This window comes from Leclercia sp. LSNIH1 (assembly GCF_002902985.1).
Lineage (GTDB): Bacteria > Pseudomonadota > Gammaproteobacteria > Enterobacterales > Enterobacteriaceae > Enterobacter.
Map to the genome: position 1 here is coordinate 2,704,041 of NZ_CP026167.1, position 21,320 is coordinate 2,725,360.

22 protein-coding genes are annotated in these 21,320 nt (G+C 55.8%); 9 read left to right on the forward strand and 13 right to left on the reverse strand.

Annotation, left to right across the window (positions count from 1 at the left end):
- Positions 1-25 precede the first annotated feature (25 nt).
- Complete coding sequence (ymdB, locus tag C2U54_RS13320; RefSeq protein WP_103179050.1) at positions 26-568, forward strand: O-acetyl-ADP-ribose deacetylase; 543 nt, start codon at positions 26-28, stop codon at positions 566-568.
- Positions 504-1,988, forward strand: a complete 1,485-nt coding sequence (locus C2U54_RS13325; protein ID WP_168192049.1) for a phospholipase D family protein — start codon at positions 504-506, stop codon at positions 1,986-1,988. The genes ymdB and C2U54_RS13325 overlap by 65 nt, the downstream gene beginning before the upstream one ends.
- A gap of 34 nt (positions 1,989-2,022) precedes the next feature.
- Here C2U54_RS13325 and mdoC read toward each other — a convergent pair whose 3' ends face one another.
- Positions 2,023-3,183, reverse strand: a complete 1,161-nt coding sequence (mdoC, locus tag C2U54_RS13330) for a glucans biosynthesis protein MdoC (protein WP_103179052.1) — start codon at positions 3,181-3,183, stop codon at positions 2,023-2,025.
- A 273-nt stretch (positions 3,184-3,456) separates the two neighbouring features.
- Between mdoC and mdoG the strand changes: the two genes are divergently transcribed.
- The 3 genes from mdoG to C2U54_RS13350 all read left to right on the forward strand — a co-directional run bounded on the left by mdoG (position 3,457) and on the right by C2U54_RS13350 (position 7,861).
- Positions 3,457-4,992, forward strand: a complete 1,536-nt coding sequence (gene mdoG / locus C2U54_RS13340; protein WP_139156330.1) for a glucans biosynthesis protein MdoG — start codon at positions 3,457-3,459, stop codon at positions 4,990-4,992.
- Positions 4,985-7,513 carry a glucans biosynthesis glucosyltransferase MdoH gene (gene mdoH / locus C2U54_RS13345; RefSeq protein WP_103179055.1) on the forward strand — a complete coding sequence of 843 codons (2,529 nt, stop codon included), beginning with the start codon at positions 4,985-4,987 and terminating at the stop codon, positions 7,511-7,513. The genes mdoG and mdoH overlap by 8 nt, the downstream gene beginning before the upstream one ends.
- Before the next feature lie 120 nt (positions 7,514-7,633).
- Positions 7,634-7,861, forward strand: a complete 228-nt coding sequence (locus C2U54_RS13350) for a YceK/YidQ family lipoprotein (protein ID WP_103179056.1) — start codon at positions 7,634-7,636, stop codon at positions 7,859-7,861.
- On the opposite strand, the gene C2U54_RS13355 is transcribed toward C2U54_RS13350, so the two are convergent.
- The 3 genes from C2U54_RS13355 to C2U54_RS13365 form a co-directional block, all read right to left on the reverse strand.
- Positions 7,862-8,236: a MysB family protein gene (locus tag C2U54_RS13355; RefSeq protein ID WP_103179057.1), complete on the reverse strand. Its 375-nt coding sequence runs from the start codon at positions 8,234-8,236 to the stop codon at positions 7,862-7,864. It lies immediately after the preceding gene.
- 98 nt (positions 8,237-8,334) lie between these two features.
- On the reverse strand, positions 8,335-9,585 hold the full coding sequence (gene mdtG, locus C2U54_RS13360) for a multidrug efflux MFS transporter MdtG (RefSeq protein WP_103179058.1): 1,251 nt from the start codon (positions 9,583-9,585) through the stop codon (positions 8,335-8,337).
- Between the two features lie 146 nt (positions 9,586-9,731).
- Positions 9,732-10,658 (reverse strand): Kdo(2)-lipid IV(A) acyltransferase, encoded by a 927-nt coding sequence (locus C2U54_RS13365; protein WP_103179059.1) that lies wholly within the window; start codon positions 10,656-10,658, stop codon positions 9,732-9,734.
- 220 nt (positions 10,659-10,878) lie between these two features.
- Between C2U54_RS13365 and trhO the strand changes: the two genes are divergently transcribed.
- Positions 10,879-11,928, forward strand: coding sequence for an oxygen-dependent tRNA uridine(34) hydroxylase TrhO (trhO, locus tag C2U54_RS13375; protein ID WP_103179060.1), 1,050 nt, complete (start codon positions 10,879-10,881; stop codon positions 11,926-11,928).
- Positions 11,929-11,967: 39 nt separating this feature from the next.
- Here the strand turns inward: trhO and C2U54_RS13380 are convergent, their stop codons facing one another.
- From C2U54_RS13380 to mdtH, 9 genes are all read right to left on the reverse strand, one after another.
- A complete protein-coding gene (locus C2U54_RS13380; RefSeq protein WP_103179061.1) occupies positions 11,968-12,543 on the reverse strand; it encodes a YceI family protein in 576 nt (191 codons plus the stop codon).
- A 1-nt stretch (position 12,544) separates the two neighbouring features.
- Positions 12,545-13,111, reverse strand: a complete 567-nt coding sequence (locus C2U54_RS13385; RefSeq protein WP_103179062.1) for a cytochrome b — start codon at positions 13,109-13,111, stop codon at positions 12,545-12,547.
- A gap of 261 nt (positions 13,112-13,372) precedes the next feature.
- On the reverse strand, positions 13,373-13,486 hold the full coding sequence (locus tag C2U54_RS13390; RefSeq protein WP_103181065.1) for a YceO family protein: 114 nt from the start codon (positions 13,484-13,486) through the stop codon (positions 13,373-13,375).
- 56 nt (positions 13,487-13,542) lie between these two features.
- Complete coding sequence (gene solA / locus C2U54_RS13395; protein ID WP_103181066.1) at positions 13,543-14,661, reverse strand: N-methyl-L-tryptophan oxidase; 1,119 nt, start codon at positions 14,659-14,661, stop codon at positions 13,543-13,545.
- A gap of 116 nt (positions 14,662-14,777) precedes the next feature.
- Entirely contained in the window at positions 14,778-15,032 is a 255-nt protein-coding gene (bssS, locus tag C2U54_RS13400) for a biofilm formation regulator BssS (RefSeq protein ID WP_103179063.1), read from the reverse strand.
- Positions 15,033-15,305: 273 nt separating this feature from the next.
- Positions 15,306-15,551: a DNA damage-inducible protein I gene (gene dinI / locus C2U54_RS13405; protein ID WP_103179064.1), complete on the reverse strand. Its 246-nt coding sequence runs from the start codon at positions 15,549-15,551 to the stop codon at positions 15,306-15,308.
- Between the two features lie 74 nt (positions 15,552-15,625).
- Positions 15,626-16,672: a dihydroorotase gene (pyrC, locus tag C2U54_RS13410; RefSeq protein WP_103179065.1), complete on the reverse strand. Its 1,047-nt coding sequence runs from the start codon at positions 16,670-16,672 to the stop codon at positions 15,626-15,628.
- A gap of 109 nt (positions 16,673-16,781) precedes the next feature.
- Entirely contained in the window at positions 16,782-17,342 is a 561-nt protein-coding gene (locus C2U54_RS13420) for a lipoprotein (protein ID WP_103179066.1), read from the reverse strand.
- Between the two features lie 119 nt (positions 17,343-17,461).
- Positions 17,462-18,670, reverse strand: a complete 1,209-nt coding sequence (gene mdtH / locus C2U54_RS13425) for a multidrug efflux MFS transporter MdtH (protein ID WP_103179067.1) — start codon at positions 18,668-18,670, stop codon at positions 17,462-17,464.
- 358 nt (positions 18,671-19,028) lie between these two features.
- On the opposite strand from mdtH, the gene rimJ reads away from it, so the two are divergent.
- From rimJ to C2U54_RS13440, 3 genes are read left to right on the forward strand one after another with little or no spacing between them, the layout of a single operon-like run.
- The gene (gene rimJ, locus C2U54_RS13430) at positions 19,029-19,613 is read left to right on the forward strand and encodes a ribosomal protein S5-alanine N-acetyltransferase (protein ID WP_103179068.1); all 585 of its coding nucleotides are present in this window, start codon (positions 19,029-19,031) and stop codon (positions 19,611-19,613) included.
- 9 nt (positions 19,614-19,622) lie between these two features.
- A complete protein-coding gene (locus C2U54_RS13435) occupies positions 19,623-20,270 on the forward strand; it encodes a YceH family protein (protein ID WP_103179069.1) in 648 nt (215 codons plus the stop codon).
- A gap of 2 nt (positions 20,271-20,272) precedes the next feature.
- Positions 20,273-21,196 (forward strand): Gfo/Idh/MocA family protein, encoded by a 924-nt coding sequence (locus C2U54_RS13440; protein WP_103179070.1) that lies wholly within the window; start codon positions 20,273-20,275, stop codon positions 21,194-21,196.
- The last annotated feature ends 124 nt before the right edge of the window (positions 21,197-21,320 follow it).

Sequence of the window (21,320 nt, forward strand, 5' to 3'; positions counted from 1 at the left end):
AAAAAACGGTATGCAGAGGTTGATTATGTACTCCCGAATTGAAGTCTTTCATGGTGATATCACCACGCTGCATGTGGATGTGGTCGTTAACGCAGCCAATCCTTCATTAATGGGCGGTGGTGGCGTGGACGGGGCTATTCATCGGGCGGCAGGACCCGCCCTGCTGGAGGCGTGTAAGCTGGTTCGCCAGCAGCAGGGCGAGTGCGCCCCGGGGCAGGCGGTGATTACGCTTGCCGGAAACCTGCCCGCCAAAGCGGTGATCCACACCGTTGGCCCCGTCTGGCATGGGGGCGAACATCATGAAGCACGGCTCCTGGAAGAGGCCTACCGCAACAGCCTGAACCTGGCGGCGGCCAACGGTTATCAGACTCTCGCCTTCCCGGCAATCAGTACTGGCGTTTATGGCTATCCCCGCGCGGCGGCGGCTGAAATCGCCGTTAACACGGTTTCGGATTATCTCACCCTCAAGCCTCTGCCGGAGCGGGTATACTTTGTCTGCTATGATGAAGAAAATGCCCGACTATACAAGCGACTGCTTACCCAACGAGGACAGGAAACCGACGCATAACACGCGACTGGGACGCGCGATTGCACCGGTCAGCTCTTCACATCCTGGCCTTTGTGGGCTTCTCCCTCTTGATAACAGTCTTGACGCCTTCGCCTGCCGCTTCCGGCTGGCGGAGATGGCGGAAAAGACGCTGGATGTGCAGTACTACATCTGGGAAGACGACATGTCTGGACGCCTGTTGTTTTCCGTCTTATTGTCCGCCGCCATGCGCGGCGTCCGCGTGCGCCTGTTGCTCGACGACAACAATACCCAGGGGCTGGACAGCATCCTGCGCCTGCTGGACGCGCATCCTAACTTTGATGTCCGGCTGTTCAATCCCTTTTCGTTCCGCTCCCTGCGCGCGCTGGGCTATCTCACCGATTTCGCCCGTCTCAATCGCCGGATGCACAACAAGAGTTTTACCGTGGACGGCGAGGTCACCATTATCGGTGGGCGAAACATCGGTGATGCCTATTTTGGCGCAGGTGAAGAGCCGCTCTTTTCCGATCTGGACGTGATGGCGACTGGCCCGGTGGTGCAGGATGTGGCCAACGATTTTGAGCGCTACTGGAACTGCGCCTCGGTCTCCACGCTCCAGCAGGTGCTGGAGCTTTCCGAGGCGGAAATTGAAGATAAAATTCATCCCCCCGAAGAGTGGTATCGCGACGACATCACCCGCCGATATCTGGATAAATTACAGTCCAGCGACTTTATTACCAATCTGGAAGCGGGCAATTTGCCGCTGATTTGGGCCAAAACCCGGCTACTCAGTGACGATCCGCGTAAAGGGCAGGGGCGGGCAAAACGGCACTCGCTGCTGCCGCAGCGCCTGATGGGGGTGATGGGCTCGCCAGTGCAGCAAATCGATATCATCTCCGCTTATTTTGTTCCGACCCGTGCGGGGGTGGCGCTGCTGCTACAGATGGTGCGCAAAGGGGTGAAAGTCGCCATCCTCACCAATTCGCTGGCAGCAAACGACGTCTCCGTTGTGCATGCCGGTTATGCCCGCTGGCGAAAAAAGCTGTTGCGCCACGGCATCGAGCTTTATGAACTAAAGCCCATTCAGGATGGCGTACCGCCAGCGCACGATCGCGGGATCACCGGGAACTCCGGCTCCAGCCTGCATGCCAAGACGTTCAGCGTCGACGGCGAGAAAGTGTTTATCGGTTCACTTAATTTTGATCCCCGTTCAACCATGCTCAATACCGAGATGGGCTTTGTCATTGAAAGCGAGAAGCTGGCAAGGATGATCCATACCCGGTTCGTGCGCAGCCAGCGCCATGAAGCCTGGCAACTCCGGCTGGATAAAATGGGACGTCTGAACTGGATTGAGCGTAAGGAGGGGCAGGAGATCGTGCATAAAAAGGAGCCCAAAACCCGCTTCTGGCAGCGGATGCTGGTGCGTCTGGCCTACTGGCTGCCGGTAGAGTGGCTGCTGTAATGACGCGCCGGTTCAGCGACCGGCGCGCAACGGCTTAGCTGGTAACCTGCGGTGATTTTTCCGCCTTGGCGGCCGGTTTGCCGGAAAAGAGAAAGCGCAGCAGCGGAATACGCAGATGAATTTCGTATAGCGCAATGGCAATGCCTACCACAAACACCAGCCCACAGATAAAGCCAAGCAGATTTGAGCTGATATGCGGCGTAATGTAGGCGCCAAAGAAGAGCGTTAACGGATGGTGCACCAGATAAATGAACAGCGAGGCGTTGACGAAATAGGTGACGCGCGCCGATTTAAAGTTCAGCAGGCGGTGTCCCAGCGCAAAGACCACATTCACCATCCACAGCCCCAGCAGCATGGTGATCACGCTTTCGGTTTCATACATCCAGGCATCGCCGCTGCCATAACGCTGGTTGAGCAGATACGCGATAAATGCCAACAACGCCCCGAGGGCGCAGCCGCGTGACGGCGTGGTAAACAGCGCTTTCAGCTTCGGATGCACAAACGCCAGGGCGCCAATCAGGAGGAAGGGCAGGTAGAAGAGCGTCTGCATTACCACAAAATTAAACAGGCCGTCGCTGAGGATCGGTGACCAGACGAGTAAAAGCGTGCGGCGCAGCGCGGCATAGATGATACCCAGGATTAAAAACAGCACCGACAGCTTGCCCCAGGTGATATCGCCAAAAAAGGCGTCCGACCGGGCGCTGAGATGCTGGCGCATGCGGCTGAAGAGCCACAGGCTGACCGTGGTCATCACCACCAGCACCAGCAGGAACCACAGATGAGAGACCAGTTCCCAGGCGAGGGTGTTGTATTTATCGTACAGCGACAGGGTGTGCCAGCAATCCGCTTTGCCTTTGACATGTTGCAGCATGATGAATTGCGGCAGCGTCAGCAGGGGGATGGCGGTAAGCATCGGAATACCGACGCGCTCCACGCGCACTTTCCACCAGCGTTTAAGCGGGTAGCGCAAAAAAAGCATGTAAGAGAAGTAGCCCGAAATAACGAAAAAGACCTGCATCCGGAAGGAGTGGATAAAATCGTTAAACAGCGTCAGCCACCACGACGACTCCGCACTATTGACGTGCCAGACGTGGCTCGAATAAATCAAGGAAATGTGAAAAGGGATCCCCAGCAGCATGAGCCATGCCCGGATGGAATCAAGGAAATATTCGCGTTGTGCGGGTACGGTACTCATATAACGTTGCGCATTCTCAGACTTTTCGTCTTATCCCTAAGACCAATAGTGTTTACATTCGGTGCCAACCCTACACGAAGTCTGACACACTGTCTCCAGGATAAGCACGCAAAGTGAAAACGGGTTACTTTCACTTGCTTAAACCATGAGCCAGCACGCTGAACAAAGCGGTGATTATGTTGTCGGAATGCCTGATTTTCCATTAAAATGGATCGGATCGATATAAGCACACAAAGGGGGAAGTGCTTACTTATTATGAAACATAAACCACAAATGATGAAAATGCGTTGGTTAGGAGCGGCAGTCCTGTTGTCTCTGTATACCTCATCGGCCCTGGCCTTTACCATCGACGATGTCGCAAAACAGGCAAAATCGATGGCCAGTAAAGGGTACGAAGCGCCAAAAAGTAACTTACCCTCCGTTTTCCGCGACATGAAATATGCGGACTATCAGCAGATCCAGTTTAATCACGATAAAGCTTACTGGAATAAAATTAAAACCCCGTTCAAGCTCGAGTTTTACCATCAGGGGATGTACTTCGACACGCCTGTCACCATTAATGAAGTGACCGCTAACGCGGTACGCAAAATCAAGTACAGCCCGGACTACTTTAATTTCGGCAATGTGCAACACGATAAAGACACCGTGAAAGATTTAGGCTTCGCGGGCTTCAAAGTGCTTTATCCCATCAACAGTAAAGATAAAAACGACGAAATTGTCAGCATGTTGGGGGCAAGCTATTTCCGTGTGATTGGCGGCGGCCAGGTTTATGGCCTCTCTGCACGCGGTCTGGCGATTGATACCGCGCTGCCTTCCGGGGAAGAGTTCCCACGCTTTCGCGAGTTCTGGATCGAACGTCCAAAACCAACCGACAAACGCCTGACCATCTATGCGCTGCTGGATTCCCCGCGCGCAACGGGCGCCTATCGCTTTGTCATTATTCCTGGCCGCGATACGGTGGTCGACGTGCAGTCTAAAGTCTATCTGCGCGATAAAGTCGGCAAACTGGGCGTTGCTCCGCTGACCAGTATGTTCCTGTTCGGGCCAAACCAGCCTTCTCCTGCCACCAATTTCCGCCCGGAACTGCACGACTCTAACGGTCTGTCGATCCTTGCTGGCAACGGGGAGTGGATCTGGCGTCCGCTGAACAACCCGAAACACCTGGCGGTAAGCAGCTTCAGCATGGAGAACCCGCAGGGGTTTGGCTTGCTCCAGCGTGGCCGTCAGTTCTCCCGCTTTGAAGATCTGGACGATCGTTACGATCTGCGCCCAAGCGCCTGGATCACTCCGAAAGGCGAGTGGGGCAAAGGCAAAGTGGAGCTGGTAGAGATCCCAACCAACGACGAAACCAACGACAACATCGTCGCGTACTGGACGCCGGACCAGCTGCCGGAAGCCGGTAAAGAGATGAACTTCAACTACAGCATCACCATGAGCCGCGATGAAGACAAGCTGCATGCGCCGGACAACGCGTATGTTCTGCAAACCCGCCGCTCAACAGGGGATGTGAAACAGTCCAATCTGATTCGCCAGCCTGATGGCACCATCGCGTTTGTCGTTGATTTCACCGGCCAGGATATGAAGAGCCTGGCACCGGAAACCCCGGTCACCGCTCAGGCGAGCATTGGTGACAATGGTGAGATCGTTGAGAATAGCGTGCGGTATAACCCGGTCACCAAAGGCTGGCGTTTAACCCTGCGCATTAAAGTGAAAGACGCGAAACAGCCGACTGAGATGCGTGCCGCCCTGGTCAACGCCGATCAGCCGTTGAGTGAAACCTGGAGCTATCAGCTACCTGCCAATGAATAAGATAACTGAGTATATCGATGCCATGCCGCTGACCGATATCGAGAAGGCGGCACTGCCGAAGGGTGACATCAGCGCGGTTCACACCGCGCTGGATGCCGATCATCATCCGTTTACGCGTGAAGATGATACCCCGCTGGGCTCGGTTAAAAGCCGTCTCGAACAGGCCTGGCCCGATTCACTGGCTGAAGGCCAGCTGATCCGCGATGACGAAGGGCGCACCCAGCTTGAGGCGATGCCGAAAGCGACGCGCTCCTCCATGTTCCCGGATCCCTGGCGCACCAACCCGGTGGGCCGTTTCTGGGATCGCCTGCGCGGCCGCGACACCAATCCGCGCTATCTCTCTCGCCTCTCTAAAGAGCAGCAGGCCAGCGAGGAAAAATGGCGTACCGTCGGCAGTATTCGCCGCTACATCCTGCTGCTGTTGACCATCGCGCAGACCGTCGTCGCCACCTGGTATATGAAGACGATTCTTCCTTACCAGGGCTGGGCGCTGATCAATCCGGCCGATATGTTCGACCAGGATCTGCTGGTCTCGTTTATGCAGCTGCTGCCTTATATTCTGCAAAGCGGCATCCTGCTGCTGTTCGCCATCCTCTTCTGCTGGGTATCGGCCGGTTTCTGGACCGCGCTGATGGGCTTCCTGCAGCTGCTGATAGGCCGGGATAAGTACAGCATTTCGCACTCTACGGTGGGGGATGAACCCCTCAATCCTGAACACCGTACCGCGCTTATCATGCCTATCTGTAACGAAGATGTGGATCGCGTTTTTGCCGGCCTGCGCGCCACCTGGGAGTCGGTTAAAGCTACCGGTAACGCCGAACACTTCGACGTTTACATCCTGAGTGACAGCTACAACCCGGACATCTGCGTGGCAGAACAGAAAGCGTGGATGGAGCTTATTGCCGAAGTGCAGGGCGAAGGGCAGATCTTCTACCGCCGTCGTCGTCGTCGCGTTAAGCGTAAAAGCGGTAATATCGATGACTTCTGCCGTCGATGGGGCAGTCAGTACAGCTATATGGTGGTGCTGGATGCCGACTCGGTGATGACCGGTGAGTGTCTGACGGGCCTTGTGCGCCTGATGGAAGCGAACCCGAATGCCGGGATCATTCAGTCTTCGCCGAAAGCGTCGGGCATGGATACGCTGTACGCGCGTTGCCAGCAGTTTGCGACCCGCGTCTACGGGCCGCTGTTTACTGCCGGTCTGCACTTCTGGCAGTTGGGTGAGTCGCACTACTGGGGGCATAACGCCATCATCCGCGTGAAGCCGTTCATTGAGCACTGTGCGCTGGCGCCGCTGCCGGGTGAAGGCTCGTTCGCGGGCTCGATCCTGTCGCACGACTTCGTGGAAGCCGCGCTGATGCGTCGTGCCGGTTGGGGGGTGTGGATCGCCTATGACCTGCCGGGCTCCTATGAAGAGTTGCCGCCAAACCTGCTGGATGAACTGAAGCGTGACCGCCGCTGGTGTCACGGGAACCTTATGAACTTCCGTCTGTTCCTCGTGAAAGGGATGCACCCGGTACACCGCGCCGTCTTCCTGACCGGCGTAATGTCCTACCTCTCCGCGCCGCTGTGGTTTATGTTCCTGGCCCTGTCGACTGCCCTGCAGGTGGTACACGCCCTGACCGAGCCGCAGTACTTCCTGCAGCCGCGCCAGCTGTTCCCGGTCTGGCCGCAGTGGCGCCCTGAGCTGGCGATAGCGCTCTTTGCCTCGACAATGGTGCTGCTCTTCCTGCCGAAGCTGCTGAGTATTGTGCTCATCTGGTGCAAGGGCTCGAAGGAGTACGGTGGTTTCTTCCGCGTGACGCTCTCCCTGCTGCTGGAGGTCTTATTCTCCGTGCTGCTGGCGCCGGTGCGTATGTTGTTCCACACCGTCTTCGTGGTCAGCGCCTTCCTCGGCTGGGAAGTGGTCTGGAACTCGCCGCAGCGTGACGATGACTCTACGCCGTGGAGCGAAGCGTTTATGCGTCACGGTTCGCAGATGCTGCTCGGTCTGGTCTGGGCGGTGGGCATGGCGTGGCTGGACTTGCGCTTCCTGTTCTGGCTGGCGCCGATTGTCTTCTCGCTGATCCTCTCCCCGTTTGTGTCGGTGATTTCAAGCCGTTCGACGGTGGGTCTGCGCACCAAACGCTGGAAGCTGTTCCTGATCCCGGAAGAGTATTCACCGCCGCAGGTGCTGGTTGATACAGACAAGTATCTGGAGCTCAACCGCAGTCGTTCGCTGGAAGATGGGTTTATGCATGCGGTGTTTAACCCGTCATTCAACGCCCTGGCCATCGCTATGGCGACTGCCCGTCACCGTGCCAGCCGTGTGCTGGAGATCGCCCGCGATCGTCACGTTGAGCAGGCGCTGAACGAGACGCCAGAGAAGCTGAACCGCGACCGTCGTCTGGTGCTGCTAAGCGATCCTGTCACCATGGCGCGGATGCATCATCGTGTCTGGGCCGCCCCGGAGAAATACTCTTCGTGGGTGAACTATTACCAGACGCTGAAGCTGAATCCGCAGGCATTGAAAGCGAAGTGATGTGTCGGAAGGCGCTACGCTTACCCGGCCTACAAAATCTGTAGGCCCGTGCAAGCGCAGCGCCGCCAGGCAAATAAATACCGGCCCTGGAGCCGGTATTTTTATCTTTTGAGGTACTGGATGAGATTTTTCATCGTCATCACAATGGCGCTATTACTGAGCGGCTGCGGCAGTATCATTAGCCGGACGATCCCAGGTCAAGGACACGGCAATCAATATTACCCGGGCGTGCAATGGGATGTCCGTGACTCCGCATGGCGCTACCTGACGATACTCGATCTGCCGTTCTCCCTGGTCTTCGATACGCTACTGCTGCCCATCGACGCTCAGCACGGGCCCTATGAATAATTAACGTTCGTCCCACTCATCCGCTGCGGTTTGTCCCTCTTCGGTATCCAGCGGCGGCTCAAGCTGGAATTCACCCTCATCCCATTCATGCAGGGTGTTCTCTTCCAGCCACTCCTGACGCAGCTCAATCTCGTCATAATCGCCATCAAACACCGCCTGAGCCGCTTCGCCGCTCAGTACGGGCAGGCACTCGCCGTCTTCGCCGTCATCGGCAAAAAATTCGGCCTGCCACATAATGTCCCCATCCTGCATGACATATTTCTGGATATTGAGTTGCTCAATATTCGCGTCTTCTTCCTCAATGCCGGGATTATCGGCGAGAAACTCTTCGCGCGCGGCATCAATCGCTTCCTCTAAAGTGGCAAACATAGTCATCGGCGTCTCCCTGTGAATTGACGTGGTGTTCAGGGAAAGAATAGCTGATTCTCCATAATTGCAAGTATGAAAGCGGCAAAAGCCTTCACGCAGCGGTCTTAATCGGCGGCAGAGACCTTATCTGATTCCGGAATAGCCCTGGGTCGGCGCACGGCACGGGACAGACTGAACCACGAATAGATCGCGTTGAATAGCACCACGCAGGCGGTGACGATAAATACCGCGCGAAAACCGTAGCTGGCGGCAATACCGGCCCCCAGAAGAGGGCCGGTGACGTTGCCGATATCGCGGAACGACTGGTTGTAGCTGAAGATTCGTCCGGCAATCTGATTGGTAGAGTTATAGACCAGCAGGGTCTGCACCGCAGGCAGCAGGGCACCATCGGCCGCCCCGAGTAAAAAGCGCAGAACACCCAGCTGCCACGGGGATTGCACAAATGACATCGGGATGAGGAGCAGCACAGAGATCACCAGCGCGACGATCAGGATCCTTTCCGGACCAATCCGATCGCCCAGTTTCCCTAGTCGCGGGGCGCTGATCAGGGCGGCCACGCCGGGCACCGAGGCAATCATGCCGCTGATAAAGGCGATATTGCCCACATGCCCGGCCAGGTCGCGCACGTAGAGCGTCAGGATCGGCGCAATGGAGCCGGTAGCGACCTGAATAATCATGGTGGTGACAAACAGGCTGATGACCAGGCGAGGATTTTTAAGGGAGGCAAAGACCTCGCGGGCATGCAGCATCTCTTTTTTCGGCACCGGGGTAAAATTTTCCCGGATGCAGAATAAGGTCACCAGGAAGCAGGCAAACAGTACCCCCGCGGTGATAAAAAATACTGGCCGCAAACCGTAGCTGTCCGCCATTAATCCCCCGGCCAGTGGGCCAAGCAGGGCGCCGCTTACCGCACCAGTAGAGAGTGTTCCCAGCGCCCAGCCGCTTTTATGGCGGGGGATCTGCGTGGCGATAAGCGCGTTGGCATTAGGCACAAAGCCGCCCAGCAGACCCAGTAGCGCGCGCAATACCAGAAACTGCCAGATGTTTTGCGCCAGCCCCATCAGCAGCATGATGATGGCCATTCCCAACGCCGAACGCAGCAGCATAATCTTGCGCCCTTTGCGGTCGGCCAGCCCGCCCCAGAAAGGGGAGGCGATAGCGGAGAAGAGAAACGTGATGCTGAATACTAGCCCGGACCACATATTGAGCGCGCTGTGGCCGCTGACGCCGAGTTGTTCTACGTAGAGCGGCAGAAAAGGCATCACCAGGCTAAAAGCGGCGCCCGTGAGAAAGCAGCCCAGCCAGGCAACCATAAGGTTCCGCTTCCAGTTTATTGGCGTTTCTGAGGGAGACATAGCTATCCGCGTTATGATGCGCGACGGCATCATTTATAAAAGAAGGTAATAAGCCTGCTAATTATGCGCCTGGGTGATGGTTGCTGCAATGACGGAGAGCATTATAAGCTTAAAGAGCAGTGCGGCCCGGAGGCCGCAGGGGAGGATTAATAGCGGGAAGGGACACCTTCCGGACGGGTTTTAAAGCGGCGATGTAGCCACATGTACTGTTCGGGCGCCAGCAGAATGCACTTTTCCACCACCTCATTCATCCACGCGGCAGTGGTTCTGGCATCATCCAACGGCGGGGAGCACTCCGGTTCCAGCATCATCAGCTCGTAGCCCTTGCCGTCAGGTTTGCGACGCGGCACAAAAGGAACAATCGCCGCGTTCGACAGACGGGCCAGCGTCCATGTGCCGGTGGTGGTAGCTGCCTCGTCGACCGCAAAGAAGGGCACAAAGACGCTGGCGGTTGGGCCGTAGTCATGATCTGGCGCGTACCAGATCACCTCCCCGGATTTCAGGGCGCGGATCATCCCCTTGAGATCTTTACGGTCGATCATGCTCTTGTTGGAGCGCATCCGCCCCCAGGTCTGCAGCCAGTCGATCACCGGGTTGTCGTTCGGGCGATAGACGCCAATACCGGGCGCCTGCATGCCAAACATCCGCGCGCCGATCTCCAGCGTCAGAAAATGGACGCCGATCAGCAGAACGCCAGTTTTATTGGCCTGCAGATTGTGCACCGGATCCATGCCGGTGCCGGTCACTTCCGTCCAGCGCGCCATACGCTTATTGGACCAGAACCAGGCCATTCCGGTCTCCATCAGCCCCATGCCAACGGATTCAAAATTTTTCACTACCATGGTGTCGCGCTCGTGCTCGCTCATCTCCGGGAAACAGAGTTCCAGATTACGGCGGGCAATGCGGGCGCGGCGGGACATAAAGCGCATCGCCAGTCGACCCAGACCGCAGCCAAGACGGTAGATCAGCGGGTAGGGCAGCTGCACCAGTAACCATAATAAACCGATGCCAGCCCAGGTCAGCCAGTAACGAGGATGTAGAAGCGCAATGGAAAATTTAGGGAGTTGAGTCATGTCGTTCCTGTTTGTGATACGTCCTGTTGGCGTAGTGTCGCATTTTTCCATTGATAACCAAAATGCATCGCTATGGAATGGTCATGAATAGAGCAAATGTTATACCCTCGGCATTTTAACGTGAGAAATGTAGCGCAAAATGAAGGGATGTAAATTCCCAATGTTTGCTATATGATGCCGACCGATTTTCATTCTCATACGATTGCAGGAACCGTACACCATGCCAGTGTTACACAACCTCATTTCGAACGAAGAGCTGAAAGCGCGCATGTTGGCTGAAACCGAGCCGCGCAGGACGATCTCGTTCTATAAATATTTCACCATCGTTAACCCGCAGGCTACCCGCGACGCGCTGTACAAGGCGTTAACCGCGCTGAACGTCTTTGGCCGTATCTATCTGGCCCATGAGGGCATCAATGCTCAGATCAGCGTGCCTGAAAGCAAGCTCGATGAGCTGCGCAGCTTCCTCTATGGCTTCGATCCGGCTCTGGACGGCCTGCGCCTGAATATTGCGCTGGACGATGATGGTAAATCCTTCTGGGTGCTGCGCATGAAGGTGCGGGAGCGCATTGTGGCGGACGGCATTGATGACCCGACCTTTGATGCCAGCGACGTGGGCGATTACCTGAAAGCGTCAGAAGTGAACGCCATGCTGGACGATCCTGACGCCGTGTTTATCGATATGCGTAACCACTATGAATATGAAGTGGGCCATTTCGAAAACGCACTGGAAATCCCGGCAGATACTTTCCGTGAGCAGCTGCCAAAAGCCGTTGAGATGATGCAGGAGCATAAGGACAAAAAAATTGTCATGTACTGCACCGGCGGGATCCGCTGCGAAAAAGCCAGCGCCTGGATGAAGCACAACGGCTTTAACAAGGTGTGGCATATCGAAGGCGGGATCATCGAGTATGCCCGTCGCGCCCGCGAGCAGGGGCTACCAGTGCGCTTTATCGGCAAGAACTTCGTCTTTGACGAGCGCATGGGTGAGCGCATCTCTGATGATGTGATTGCCCACTGTCATCAGTGCGGCACCGCCTGCGACACCCATACCAACTGCAAAAATGACGGTTGTCATCTGCTGTTTATTCAGTGTCCGGCCTGCGCTGAGAAGTTTAACGGCTGCTGCAGCGAGCTGTGTAGCGAAGAGAGCATGTTGCCTGAAGAGGAGCAGCGCCGCCGCCGTGCCGGGCGCGAAAATGGCAATAAGATCTTTAATAAGTCGCGGGGGCGTCTGAATACCCGCCTGGGCATTCCTGACCCGGAGTGACCCTGAAACCTTGCCCGGTCGCGTGACCGGGCGAGGGTATTATTTCTGCTGAACCCCTTCTACCGAAATGATCAGCTCTACGTCCTGCGACGCCGGGCCCAGATCGGTAGTGATGTTGAAGTCTTTCAGGTGAATTTTACCTGATGCCTCAAACCCGGCGCGTTTCCCGCCCCACGGATCGTCACCCTGACCAATCAGTTTTGCATCCAGCTTAACCGGTTTCGTTACGCCGTTCAGCGTCAGGTTGCCGGTAATATCCAGCCCGTCACCATCCTTTTTCACCTCGGTCGAGGTAAAGGTCGCCTGCGGGTATTTCGCCACGTTGAGGAAGTCTGCGCTGCGCAGATGCTTGTCGCGCTCGGCGTGGTTAGTATCGAGGCTGTTGGTGTTCAGGGTGACATTGACTTTATCATTCGCCGGATTGCTCTCATCAAAGGTAAATGAGCCATCGAAATCCTTGAATGTGCCGTACAGCCAGCTGTACCCCAGATGCTGAATACGGAAGTTCACAAAGGCGTGCTGGCCTTGTTTATCAATTTTGTAGTCCGCTGCCACGGCGGCGCCGGTGGTGAACAGCAGAGACGCTAAGGTTAATCCCAGCAGGCTTTTCTTCATTTTATGCTCCAGAGTCAGGGGACGCTTTGCCCAACATACGTGTCAGGGTGGCGTCTTTGTCGATAAAGTGATGTTTCATGGCGGCAAGTCCATGTAATACGGAGAGAATAACTACGCCCCAGGCCAGCCATAAATGCACGGATCCAGCCAGATCGGCCTGGGGGCCGGCATCGGCCAGCAGGGCGGGGACGTCAAACAGGCCGAAGACACTGATAGGTTTTCCGTCAGCGGTGGAGATCAAATAGCCGCTGATCAGGATGGCGAAAAGCAAGGCGTACAGGGCGATATGGGCGGCGGCAGCGCTAATACGTGTAAAGCGAGTCTGGCTTTTCAGCGCCGGCGGAACAGGGGAGATATGGCGCCAGAGCAGCCGCACCACCAGCGCCAGCATCAGCATAAAGCCGATGCTTTTGTGCAGCTCCGGTGCCTGGTGATACCAGCCATCGTAATAGCTCAGGGTCACCATCCAGAGGCCAAGACCAAACATGCCGTAAACCGCAATCGCCATCAGCCAGTGCAGACTCATGGAAATAACGCCATAGCGTGTGGGGGAATTTCGCACCTGCATTTTGAGCACCATTATTAATTCGCAAGCGCTAAAAATGGCGTGAGCAAAACATTAATGCAAATGATATTTACACATATTCAATATTAATTTTATTTGTTCGATTATTTTGAATGAATATTAGAAATGATAGTCAATGGCGCTGTTAATGATTTGCTGGAGCGGCTGATTTTTGGCGGGTTGTGACATTTTTATGATGTTCAAATAATTTATGGGGAAATTATAGTTATTTTAAGAAATGTCAGTTTTTGTCAATGAATCTCATCAGAAAAATACAATGTAAAGAATATCGAGGACTGCTAACAGCGACCACAGCAAAATATAGAGCATCAGGTGCTCGCGAATATTATTGACCAGATAGTTAACGATACGACGCATGAGAAAACCGGTAAAAAGATGCATGAAAGGCTTCGGAAACCCGAAGCCTGACACCATTATCGGCTAAAGCGAGACAGGGAGAAAGGCGTGAGATCAAACGGCGGCGCGATATTCTGAGAGAATTGCGCGGCAATTTCACCCAGCACGCTGGCAAACTTGAACCCGTGCCCGCTCAGGCCGGTGATCAGCAGCGTATTATCATGACCCGGCAGGGTATCGATGATGAAATCTTCGTCCGGCGTGTTGTCATAGGTACAGGCTGCACCGTGTAACAGGCCGCCGATACCCGGCAGTACATTGCGCAGGAATTTGAATGCTTCAGAGCCATCCCCAGGATACGCGCCAAACGGCTTACGCTCTTCCGGCGAGTTAATCACCTGCCCGCCGTTATGTTTGCCGATCTTCAGGGCATCTTTTTCGGACGGGAAGCCGTAAAACTGGTCGCCGTCAGGCAGTTCGCCGGTAAAGGCAGGGAAGTGATTCTGATGGCTGTAGCGCCCGTCAGCCTGGAACCAGGAGAAAACTTTGCGTACCGGCTGCACCGGCAGGCCGGGAACCAGACGTGAAACCCAGGTGCCGGCGCTTACCAGCAGGCGGCTTGCGCTGTAGGGGCCTTCCGGGGTATCAACGGTGACGCCGTCCTCATGATGGGTAATGGCGCTCACCGGGCAGTTAAACAATTGGGCGCAACCGGCCTCTTTGGCCAGCGCAATCCAGGTTTTAATCGCCAGTTCGCTGCGCAGTACGCCCGACCCGGATTCATACAGGCCGATATAGTCCGCCGGGACGTTGATCTCAGGCCAGCGCTTCATGATCGCTGCCGCGTCCAGTCGTTCAAGATTGAGGCTGAACTGGCGGGCGCTCTGTTCAACGGTCGCCAGAAATGGCGAGTCGGAGGGCCCAAGATTGACTACCCCCGTGCGTTCAAAGACCGGCTCACCGCTGATTTGCACCAGTTCATCCCACAGCGCCTGCGCCCGTAACACCAGCGGCACATAGCGTTCACCTTCGCCGTAAGCGTGGCGCATCAGACGGGTATCACCGTGGTGGCTCCCTTCGGTGTGGGGTGGCATATGGGCATCGATCATCAGTACGTTCTGACCGGCTCGCGTTGCGTAATAGCCTGCCGCCGCACCGACAGATCCGCTGCCAATAATAATAAGATCGTATTTCATGAGGCTCTCTTTACGCGTTTCGTTGGTTAGCAGGGTAATTAAGAAGGCAGGGTTATACAAGGGAGAAATAAACGAGGCACCGTGAGGTGCCTGTTGGGTGAAAAAGTGTCGTGACGCTAGTGTCGCCGGTACTCATTTTCCTGGTAGTCACTGGATTCTATTTTTGCAATACCGGCTTCTAAAATAGAAATAAACTGGCGTGCAACATCTGTGGTTAACCACAACGTCTGCCCAACTTCCGCTTCTTCAGTGTCAGGATGATTTGGAGTCTGGTAGTGCAAACGCAGCATCAGTGCGTCGTAGCTATCTACAGTGCTGATATCCCAGCCTACAAGCGGATGGGTCTGGATGACTTCATTATTCTTTTCCATCATAACCCCCTGAATACGTGTTAAAAAGACAACGACTGTGAGGTTCAATGCGTGTTTTTCTGAAGCAATTTCAGTATATCAATAAATAAGGCTTCTGAAGGGAAAAAGAAACAGGCAGTCCCAAATATTTATGCGTTTTAGGATTGTTTGAACATTAAAACGTCATCTTGCTGATGATTTTTGACGAAGTCAGTCAGATTATTCGTGCTTTCACATAAAAAGAGGAAAAAAAGCCGGGGCGACCCGGCAAAAAAACACAATGAAGGAGAAAATTTAATCGGTAATAAACCAGTCGTCAGCGCTCTCCCAGGTTTCCTGTAAAATTTCGCTGATACGCTCTTTATCATCTTTTGCGCCACCGATGACCGAGAGATTGTTTGACCCCGCATAACGCACGGTGACGGCACCTTCGCGTTCGGGAAAGGAGTTGTTTATACGGCGGGATAATTCACCCGCCAGTGCGTCCAGCGCACCAGCAGGCAAAGGCGTTGTTCTGGCAATGATCACTTCAATACGCATAATTGCCCCCTGTGTTATATACTGTGTATTTATACAGTCATATTGTTGAATTTACAACAGGGGGCAAACAATTTTTAACGCTTCACTGTCCACTGAACGGTTTCACCCGCGAGGAAGGGGATCAGGGTGTCGTCAGTCAGGGGGATGGATTCCACGACGCTGCTCTCTTCGCGCACCAGCTCAACAACGCCCTCATTCACCGGCAGACCGTAGAAACGCGGCCCGTTCAGGGAGCAGAACGCCTCGAAATGTTGCAGGGCATTCATCTCGTCAAAAACCTGCGCGTAGCTGGCAAGGGCGGTCGGGGCATTAAAGCAGCCTGCACAGCCACAGCTGGCCTCTTTACGATGACGGGCATGGGGCGCGGAGTCGGTGCCGAGGAAGACGCGCGCAAAGCCGCTGGCAACCAGCTCGCGCAGCGCTTGCTGGTGGACATTGCGTTTGAGGATCGGCAGGCAGTAGAGGTGCGGACGCACGCCACCTACCAGCATATGGTTGCGGTTGAACATCAGGTGCTGCGGGGTGATGGTGGCCGCCAGGAGCTCGTTGCCATCGCGCACGTACTCCGCGGCATCTTTGGTGGTGATGTGTTCAAACACCACTTTCAGACCCGGCAGGCGCTGGCGCAGCGGCTCCATCACGGTTTCGATGAAACGCGCTTCACGGTCGAAAATGTCGACGTCGGCATGAGTCACTTCGCCGTGCACCAGCAGGGGCATCCCCAGTTTTTCCATGCGCTCGAGCACCGGCATAATCGCGTCAATGCTGGTGACACCGTGGCTGGAGTTGGTGGTGGCGTTGGCCGGATAGAGTTTGGCGGCGGTAAAGACCCCTTCGCTAAAGCCGCGCTCAATCTCATTCGCATCGAGCGTGTCGGTCAGATAACAGGTCATCAGCGGGGTAAAATCGTGACCGGCAGGCACGGCATCAAGAATGCGCTGGCGATAGGCGATCGCCGCATCGACCGTGGTGACCGGCGGCACCAGGTTTGGCATGACAATCGCGCGGCCATAAATTTCACTGGTATACGGCACGACGGTTTTCAGCATATCGCCATCGCGAAGATGGATATGCCAGTCGTCTGGGCGGCGGATTTTCAAAACCTGGGATTGTGCAGTCATGGATAGGCTCCGGCTGAGTGAGATGATTTTTGCCGGACACAAAGAATAGGGGGAAACGTTTTCGTTTGCACTCTTTTCTGTAAAAAAAGGCGCCGAAGCGCCTCACGGGTTAATCGACGAAGGGGATGACAATCTCACCCGGCTTCACTTCGATACCTTTTGCATATTTTTTCGCCAGCGCTTCGCCCTTGCTGTTGTCTTCGCTCAGGATATAAGCCGGCTGGTGATTAAAGTAGTTTTGCAGGGACTGATTCAGGTATGGCATCAGCGTCTGCAGAACCGGTTTCATCTTCTCCGGCGAGACCACGGCGTCGGTGATCTCCATCTGTTGCAGGTAGATGGCGCCCTGATCCTTATTGAAGACCGGCAACGCTTTTAACTTCAGCTTAATATTGGCTTTCTGGCTGCCGAACAGCGAATTCATGTCCAGACTGGCGTCGCCGGAGAGCATCACTTTGTTCGGCTCTTCGCGGCCAATCTGGCTGGCAAGATTGCTCAGGACGATATGCGCATCGGCGACGCCGGGCACACCGATATCTTTCGCAAAGTTATTGCGCTTCTGCAGGGCCTGGTTAATCTCCTGTTCACTGACCGTGTACTGGGTGAGCTGATTACAACCAACCAGCAGACCGCTGATGATCAACGCAGTGGCAATAACAATCTTTTTCATGATTTTCCTCGACATACTGGCGCTTCAATCCTGACGCGCCAGTATGTCAGGGGAGTGTCCCTCAGACCAGCAGAATAAACTGATAACGGCGAAGAACAGGAATAGTGCCTGAGTCCCGGTCAGGCTCCGGGCTCCAGCACGCCGGGTGCAGCGCGCTTGTGGCTGAACTGCCAGCCCAGCGCGAAGAAAGTAGTTACCCCAATCAAAGTCAGCATCACCCACGGCAGTTCAGGCTGGTTAAAGGCTTTCCCGGCATCGAACAGCCAGCCGCCCCCGGCATAGCCCAGCGCGCCACCAATCGCCAGACCGAGACGGCTGAAGCCCATATAGCTGCCCCGCGCGCGCGGATCGGCCAGCTCGGCGCTCAGCGTTTCACGGGCGGGTTCGGCGATGATGGAGCCGATATAGAAGGTACAAATCAGCATAAACAGCTGTTGCAGGGAGCTCACCATCCCAATGGGCAGCATACTCAGGGACATCAGCAGCAGGCCCGCCATCAAGCGATGCTCGAGGCGGAAGCGTTTTTCGCTCCAGCGAGCAATAGGGTAGAGGAGGGTGAGGGAGAGGCAGGCCTCAATGGCGTACATCCACTTCACCGCCGCCGGCGATCCGGCGATATCGTTAACCATGATCGGCAGCATCAGCATCACCTGTACGCCCAACATGTAATAGCCCGCCAGCGTCAGCACGTAGGTAATGAAACGTTTATCGCGCCAGACGCGGTCGAGTCCCTCCCGTACCGGCGCTTTGACGGTGGAGAGCTTCCAGGCGGGCAGCAGCCAGGCGTTAAAGGCCGCACACAGAATAAACAGCACCGCCCCAGTGGCGCAGACCAGCCGAAAATCGTACTGCAACAGCCAGCTTCCCAGCAGCGCACCCACCACCGCGCCCGCGCTGTCCTGCATCATCAGCAGCGAGAAAAAACGCCCGCGATGCCGGGGACGGATCAGCTTCACGACGAGCGCCGTGCGCGGCGGATCGAACAGCGTGCCGCCAAGCCCGGAAACAATACAGGAGACCCATAGCAGCCAGGGTTCATGGGCAATCGCCATCGTGGCAAAACCCGCCGCCCGCAGCAGCATGCCGGTGACAATCATCGGTTTCGCGCCAAAGCGGTCGGCAATCGCGCCGCCAAACACCCCCAGCCCCTGCTGGACAAACTGGCGCAGCCCCAGCGCAATGCCGACCATCAACGCTGCCCAGCCCATCTGATCGACAAAGCGAATAGAGATGAGGGGGAAAACGACAAAAAAGCCGAGTACAACCAGCATGTTATCAACAAGCAGGAAATATTTACCCAGGCTCCGGGCCTGTGAGATATGGGACATTTCCCCTCCAGGGAAATATACCCGTCATACTTCAGGTTGCCGGTGCGTTGGCCTCCTCGCTCACCCCTGTCACTTACCGGAGTAAGCTCCAGGGGATTCGCTGCGTCGCCGCCTTCCTGCAACTCGAATTATTTAGGGTATCAAGATAATGAGCGCGCTAATATTCTGCGGTGTCGGCAGGTTTTTTCCCACTACGCAGGCGACAATATTTTTTTATCAAAAAGGGGTTTTGATTGAGGGTTTTAATCGAAAAATGTGAAAAGTCTTCAAAATGGTATGTCACTGTTTTCCCAGAAGGCAGCGGCGCAGGTATAGTAAAGCTAACGGGTCAAAGTTGTAACATGAAGGAGTAGTATCCATGTTTGGCTATCGCAGTAATGTGCCGAAAGTACGCCTGACGACCGACCGGCTGGTGGTTCGCCTCGTGCATGAGCGTGATGCCTGGCGTCTGGCGGACTACTACGCTGAGAATCGTCAGTTTTTAAAACCCTGGGAACCCGTGCGGGATGAGAGTCACTGCTATCCTTCCGGCTGGCAGGCCCGGCTGAGCATGATCGCCGAGTTTCACAAGCAGGGCTCAGCGTTCTACTTTGCCCTGCTGGACCCCGATGAAAAAGAGATCATTGGCATCGCCAACTTCTCTAACGTGGTGCGGGGCTCGTTTCATGCCTGCTATCTGGGGTACTCCATCGGGCAAAAATGGCAGGGGCAGGGGCTGATGTTTGAAGCGCTGACCTCGGCAATCCGCTATATGCAACGTACCCAGCACATGCACCGCATTATGGCCAACTATATGCCGCACAATCAGCGCAGCGGCGGTCTGCTGGCGCGCCTCGGATTTGAAAAGGAGGGCTACGCCAAAGATTACCTGCTGATTGACGGCGAATGGCGCGATCATGTCCTGACGGCGCTGACAACCAAAGAGTGGAGCGCGGGGCGCTAAGGAACAGAGATGAAATATCAGTTAAGCGCCACTGAAGCGCGCGTCATTGGCTGCCTGCTGGAGAAGCAGGTCACGACGCCGGAGCAGTATCCGCTCTCGGTAAATGCGGTCACCCTGGCCTGCAACCAAAAAACCAACCGTGAACCGGTGATGAACCTTGCCGAACATGAGGTACAGGATCTGCTGGATGCGCTGGTGAAACGCCACTACCTGCGCACCGTCAGCGGCTTTGGCAATCGCGTCACCAAATATGAGCAGCGTTTTTGCAACTCCGAGTTTGGCGCCCTGAAGCTAAACTCCGCCGAAGTGGCGCTGATCGCCACCCTGCTGCTGCGCGGGGCACAGACCCCGGGCGAGCTGCGCACCCGGGCGGCGCGCATGCATGAATTCGCCGATATGCAGGAGGTGGAACAGACCCTCGAAGGCCTGGCGGCAAGAGAGGATGGCCCGTTTGTCCTGCGCCTGGCGCGGGAGCCGGGCAAGCGTGAAAGCCGCTATATGCATCTCTTCAGCGGAGAGGTTGAAACTGCCGCCGCCGCTGAGACAGTGGCTCCCGCCACGGAAGAAACCTTACTGGCCCGCGTTGAAGCGTTGGAAAACGAAGTCGAAGAACTGAAGCAGCGCCTCGATTCGCTGCTGGCACATCTGGGAGATTAACGGTGACAAAATTACGAGTGGGCGTGGTAGGGCTGGGGGGGATCGCCCAGAAAGCCTGGCTGCCGGTGCTGAGCGCCGCGTCAGACTGGACATTGCAGGGGGCCTGGTCACCCTCTCGGGATAAGGCGATCAGGATCTGTGAATCGCTGCGTATGCCTTACTATGAGTCGTTGCAGGAGCTGGCCCGCGCCTGTGATGCAGTCTTTGTCCATACTTCCACCGCCACCCATTACCAGGTGGTTAGCGAGCTACTGCATGCCGGGGTGCATGTCTGTGTTGATAAACCACTGGCGGACAATCTGGCCGACGCCGAGCGCCTGATTGAGCTCGCTGCACAGAAAAAACGCACCCTGATGGTCGGTTTCAACCGTCGCTTTGCGCCGCTCTATCAGCAGCTGAAAAATGGGCTTCAGGAGGCGGCATCCCTGCGGATGGATAAGCATCGCGCCGACAGCGTCGGCCCCAACGATCTGCGTTTTACCCTGCTGGATGATTATCTGCACGTGGTGGACACCGCGCTGTGGCTGGCGGGAGATAATGCGCGTCTCACCGGCGGCACGCTGCAAACCAACGAGCAGGGGGCGATGATCTATGCTGAGCACCATTTCAGCACGGGCAATATGCAGATCACCACCTCCATGCACCGCCGGGCAGGCAGCCAGCGGGAGTGGGTCCAGGCGGTAACGGACGGCGCGCTGCTGGACGTGACCGATATGCGCGAGTGGCGCGAAGAGCGGGGCGCTGGAGTGTTTACGCCGGCTATTCCTGGCTGGCAGAGCACCCTGGAGCAGCGTGGTTTTGCGGGCTGCGCGCGCCACTTTATTGAATGCGTGCAAAATCAGACGGTTCCTGAAACCTCGGGTGAACAGGCGATCCGTGCCCAGCGCATCGTGGAGAAGCTCTGGCGCGATGCCATGAGCGAATAACCCTCTGTAACATCTGCCCATAGCAATTCCTGTTTTTACGAGTAGACTAGGCGCGTTTTGCGTTTTCCAGGCCGGGTAAGCATAGCGATACCCGGCGAAATGACGCCTGCTTTGCAGGCGTTTT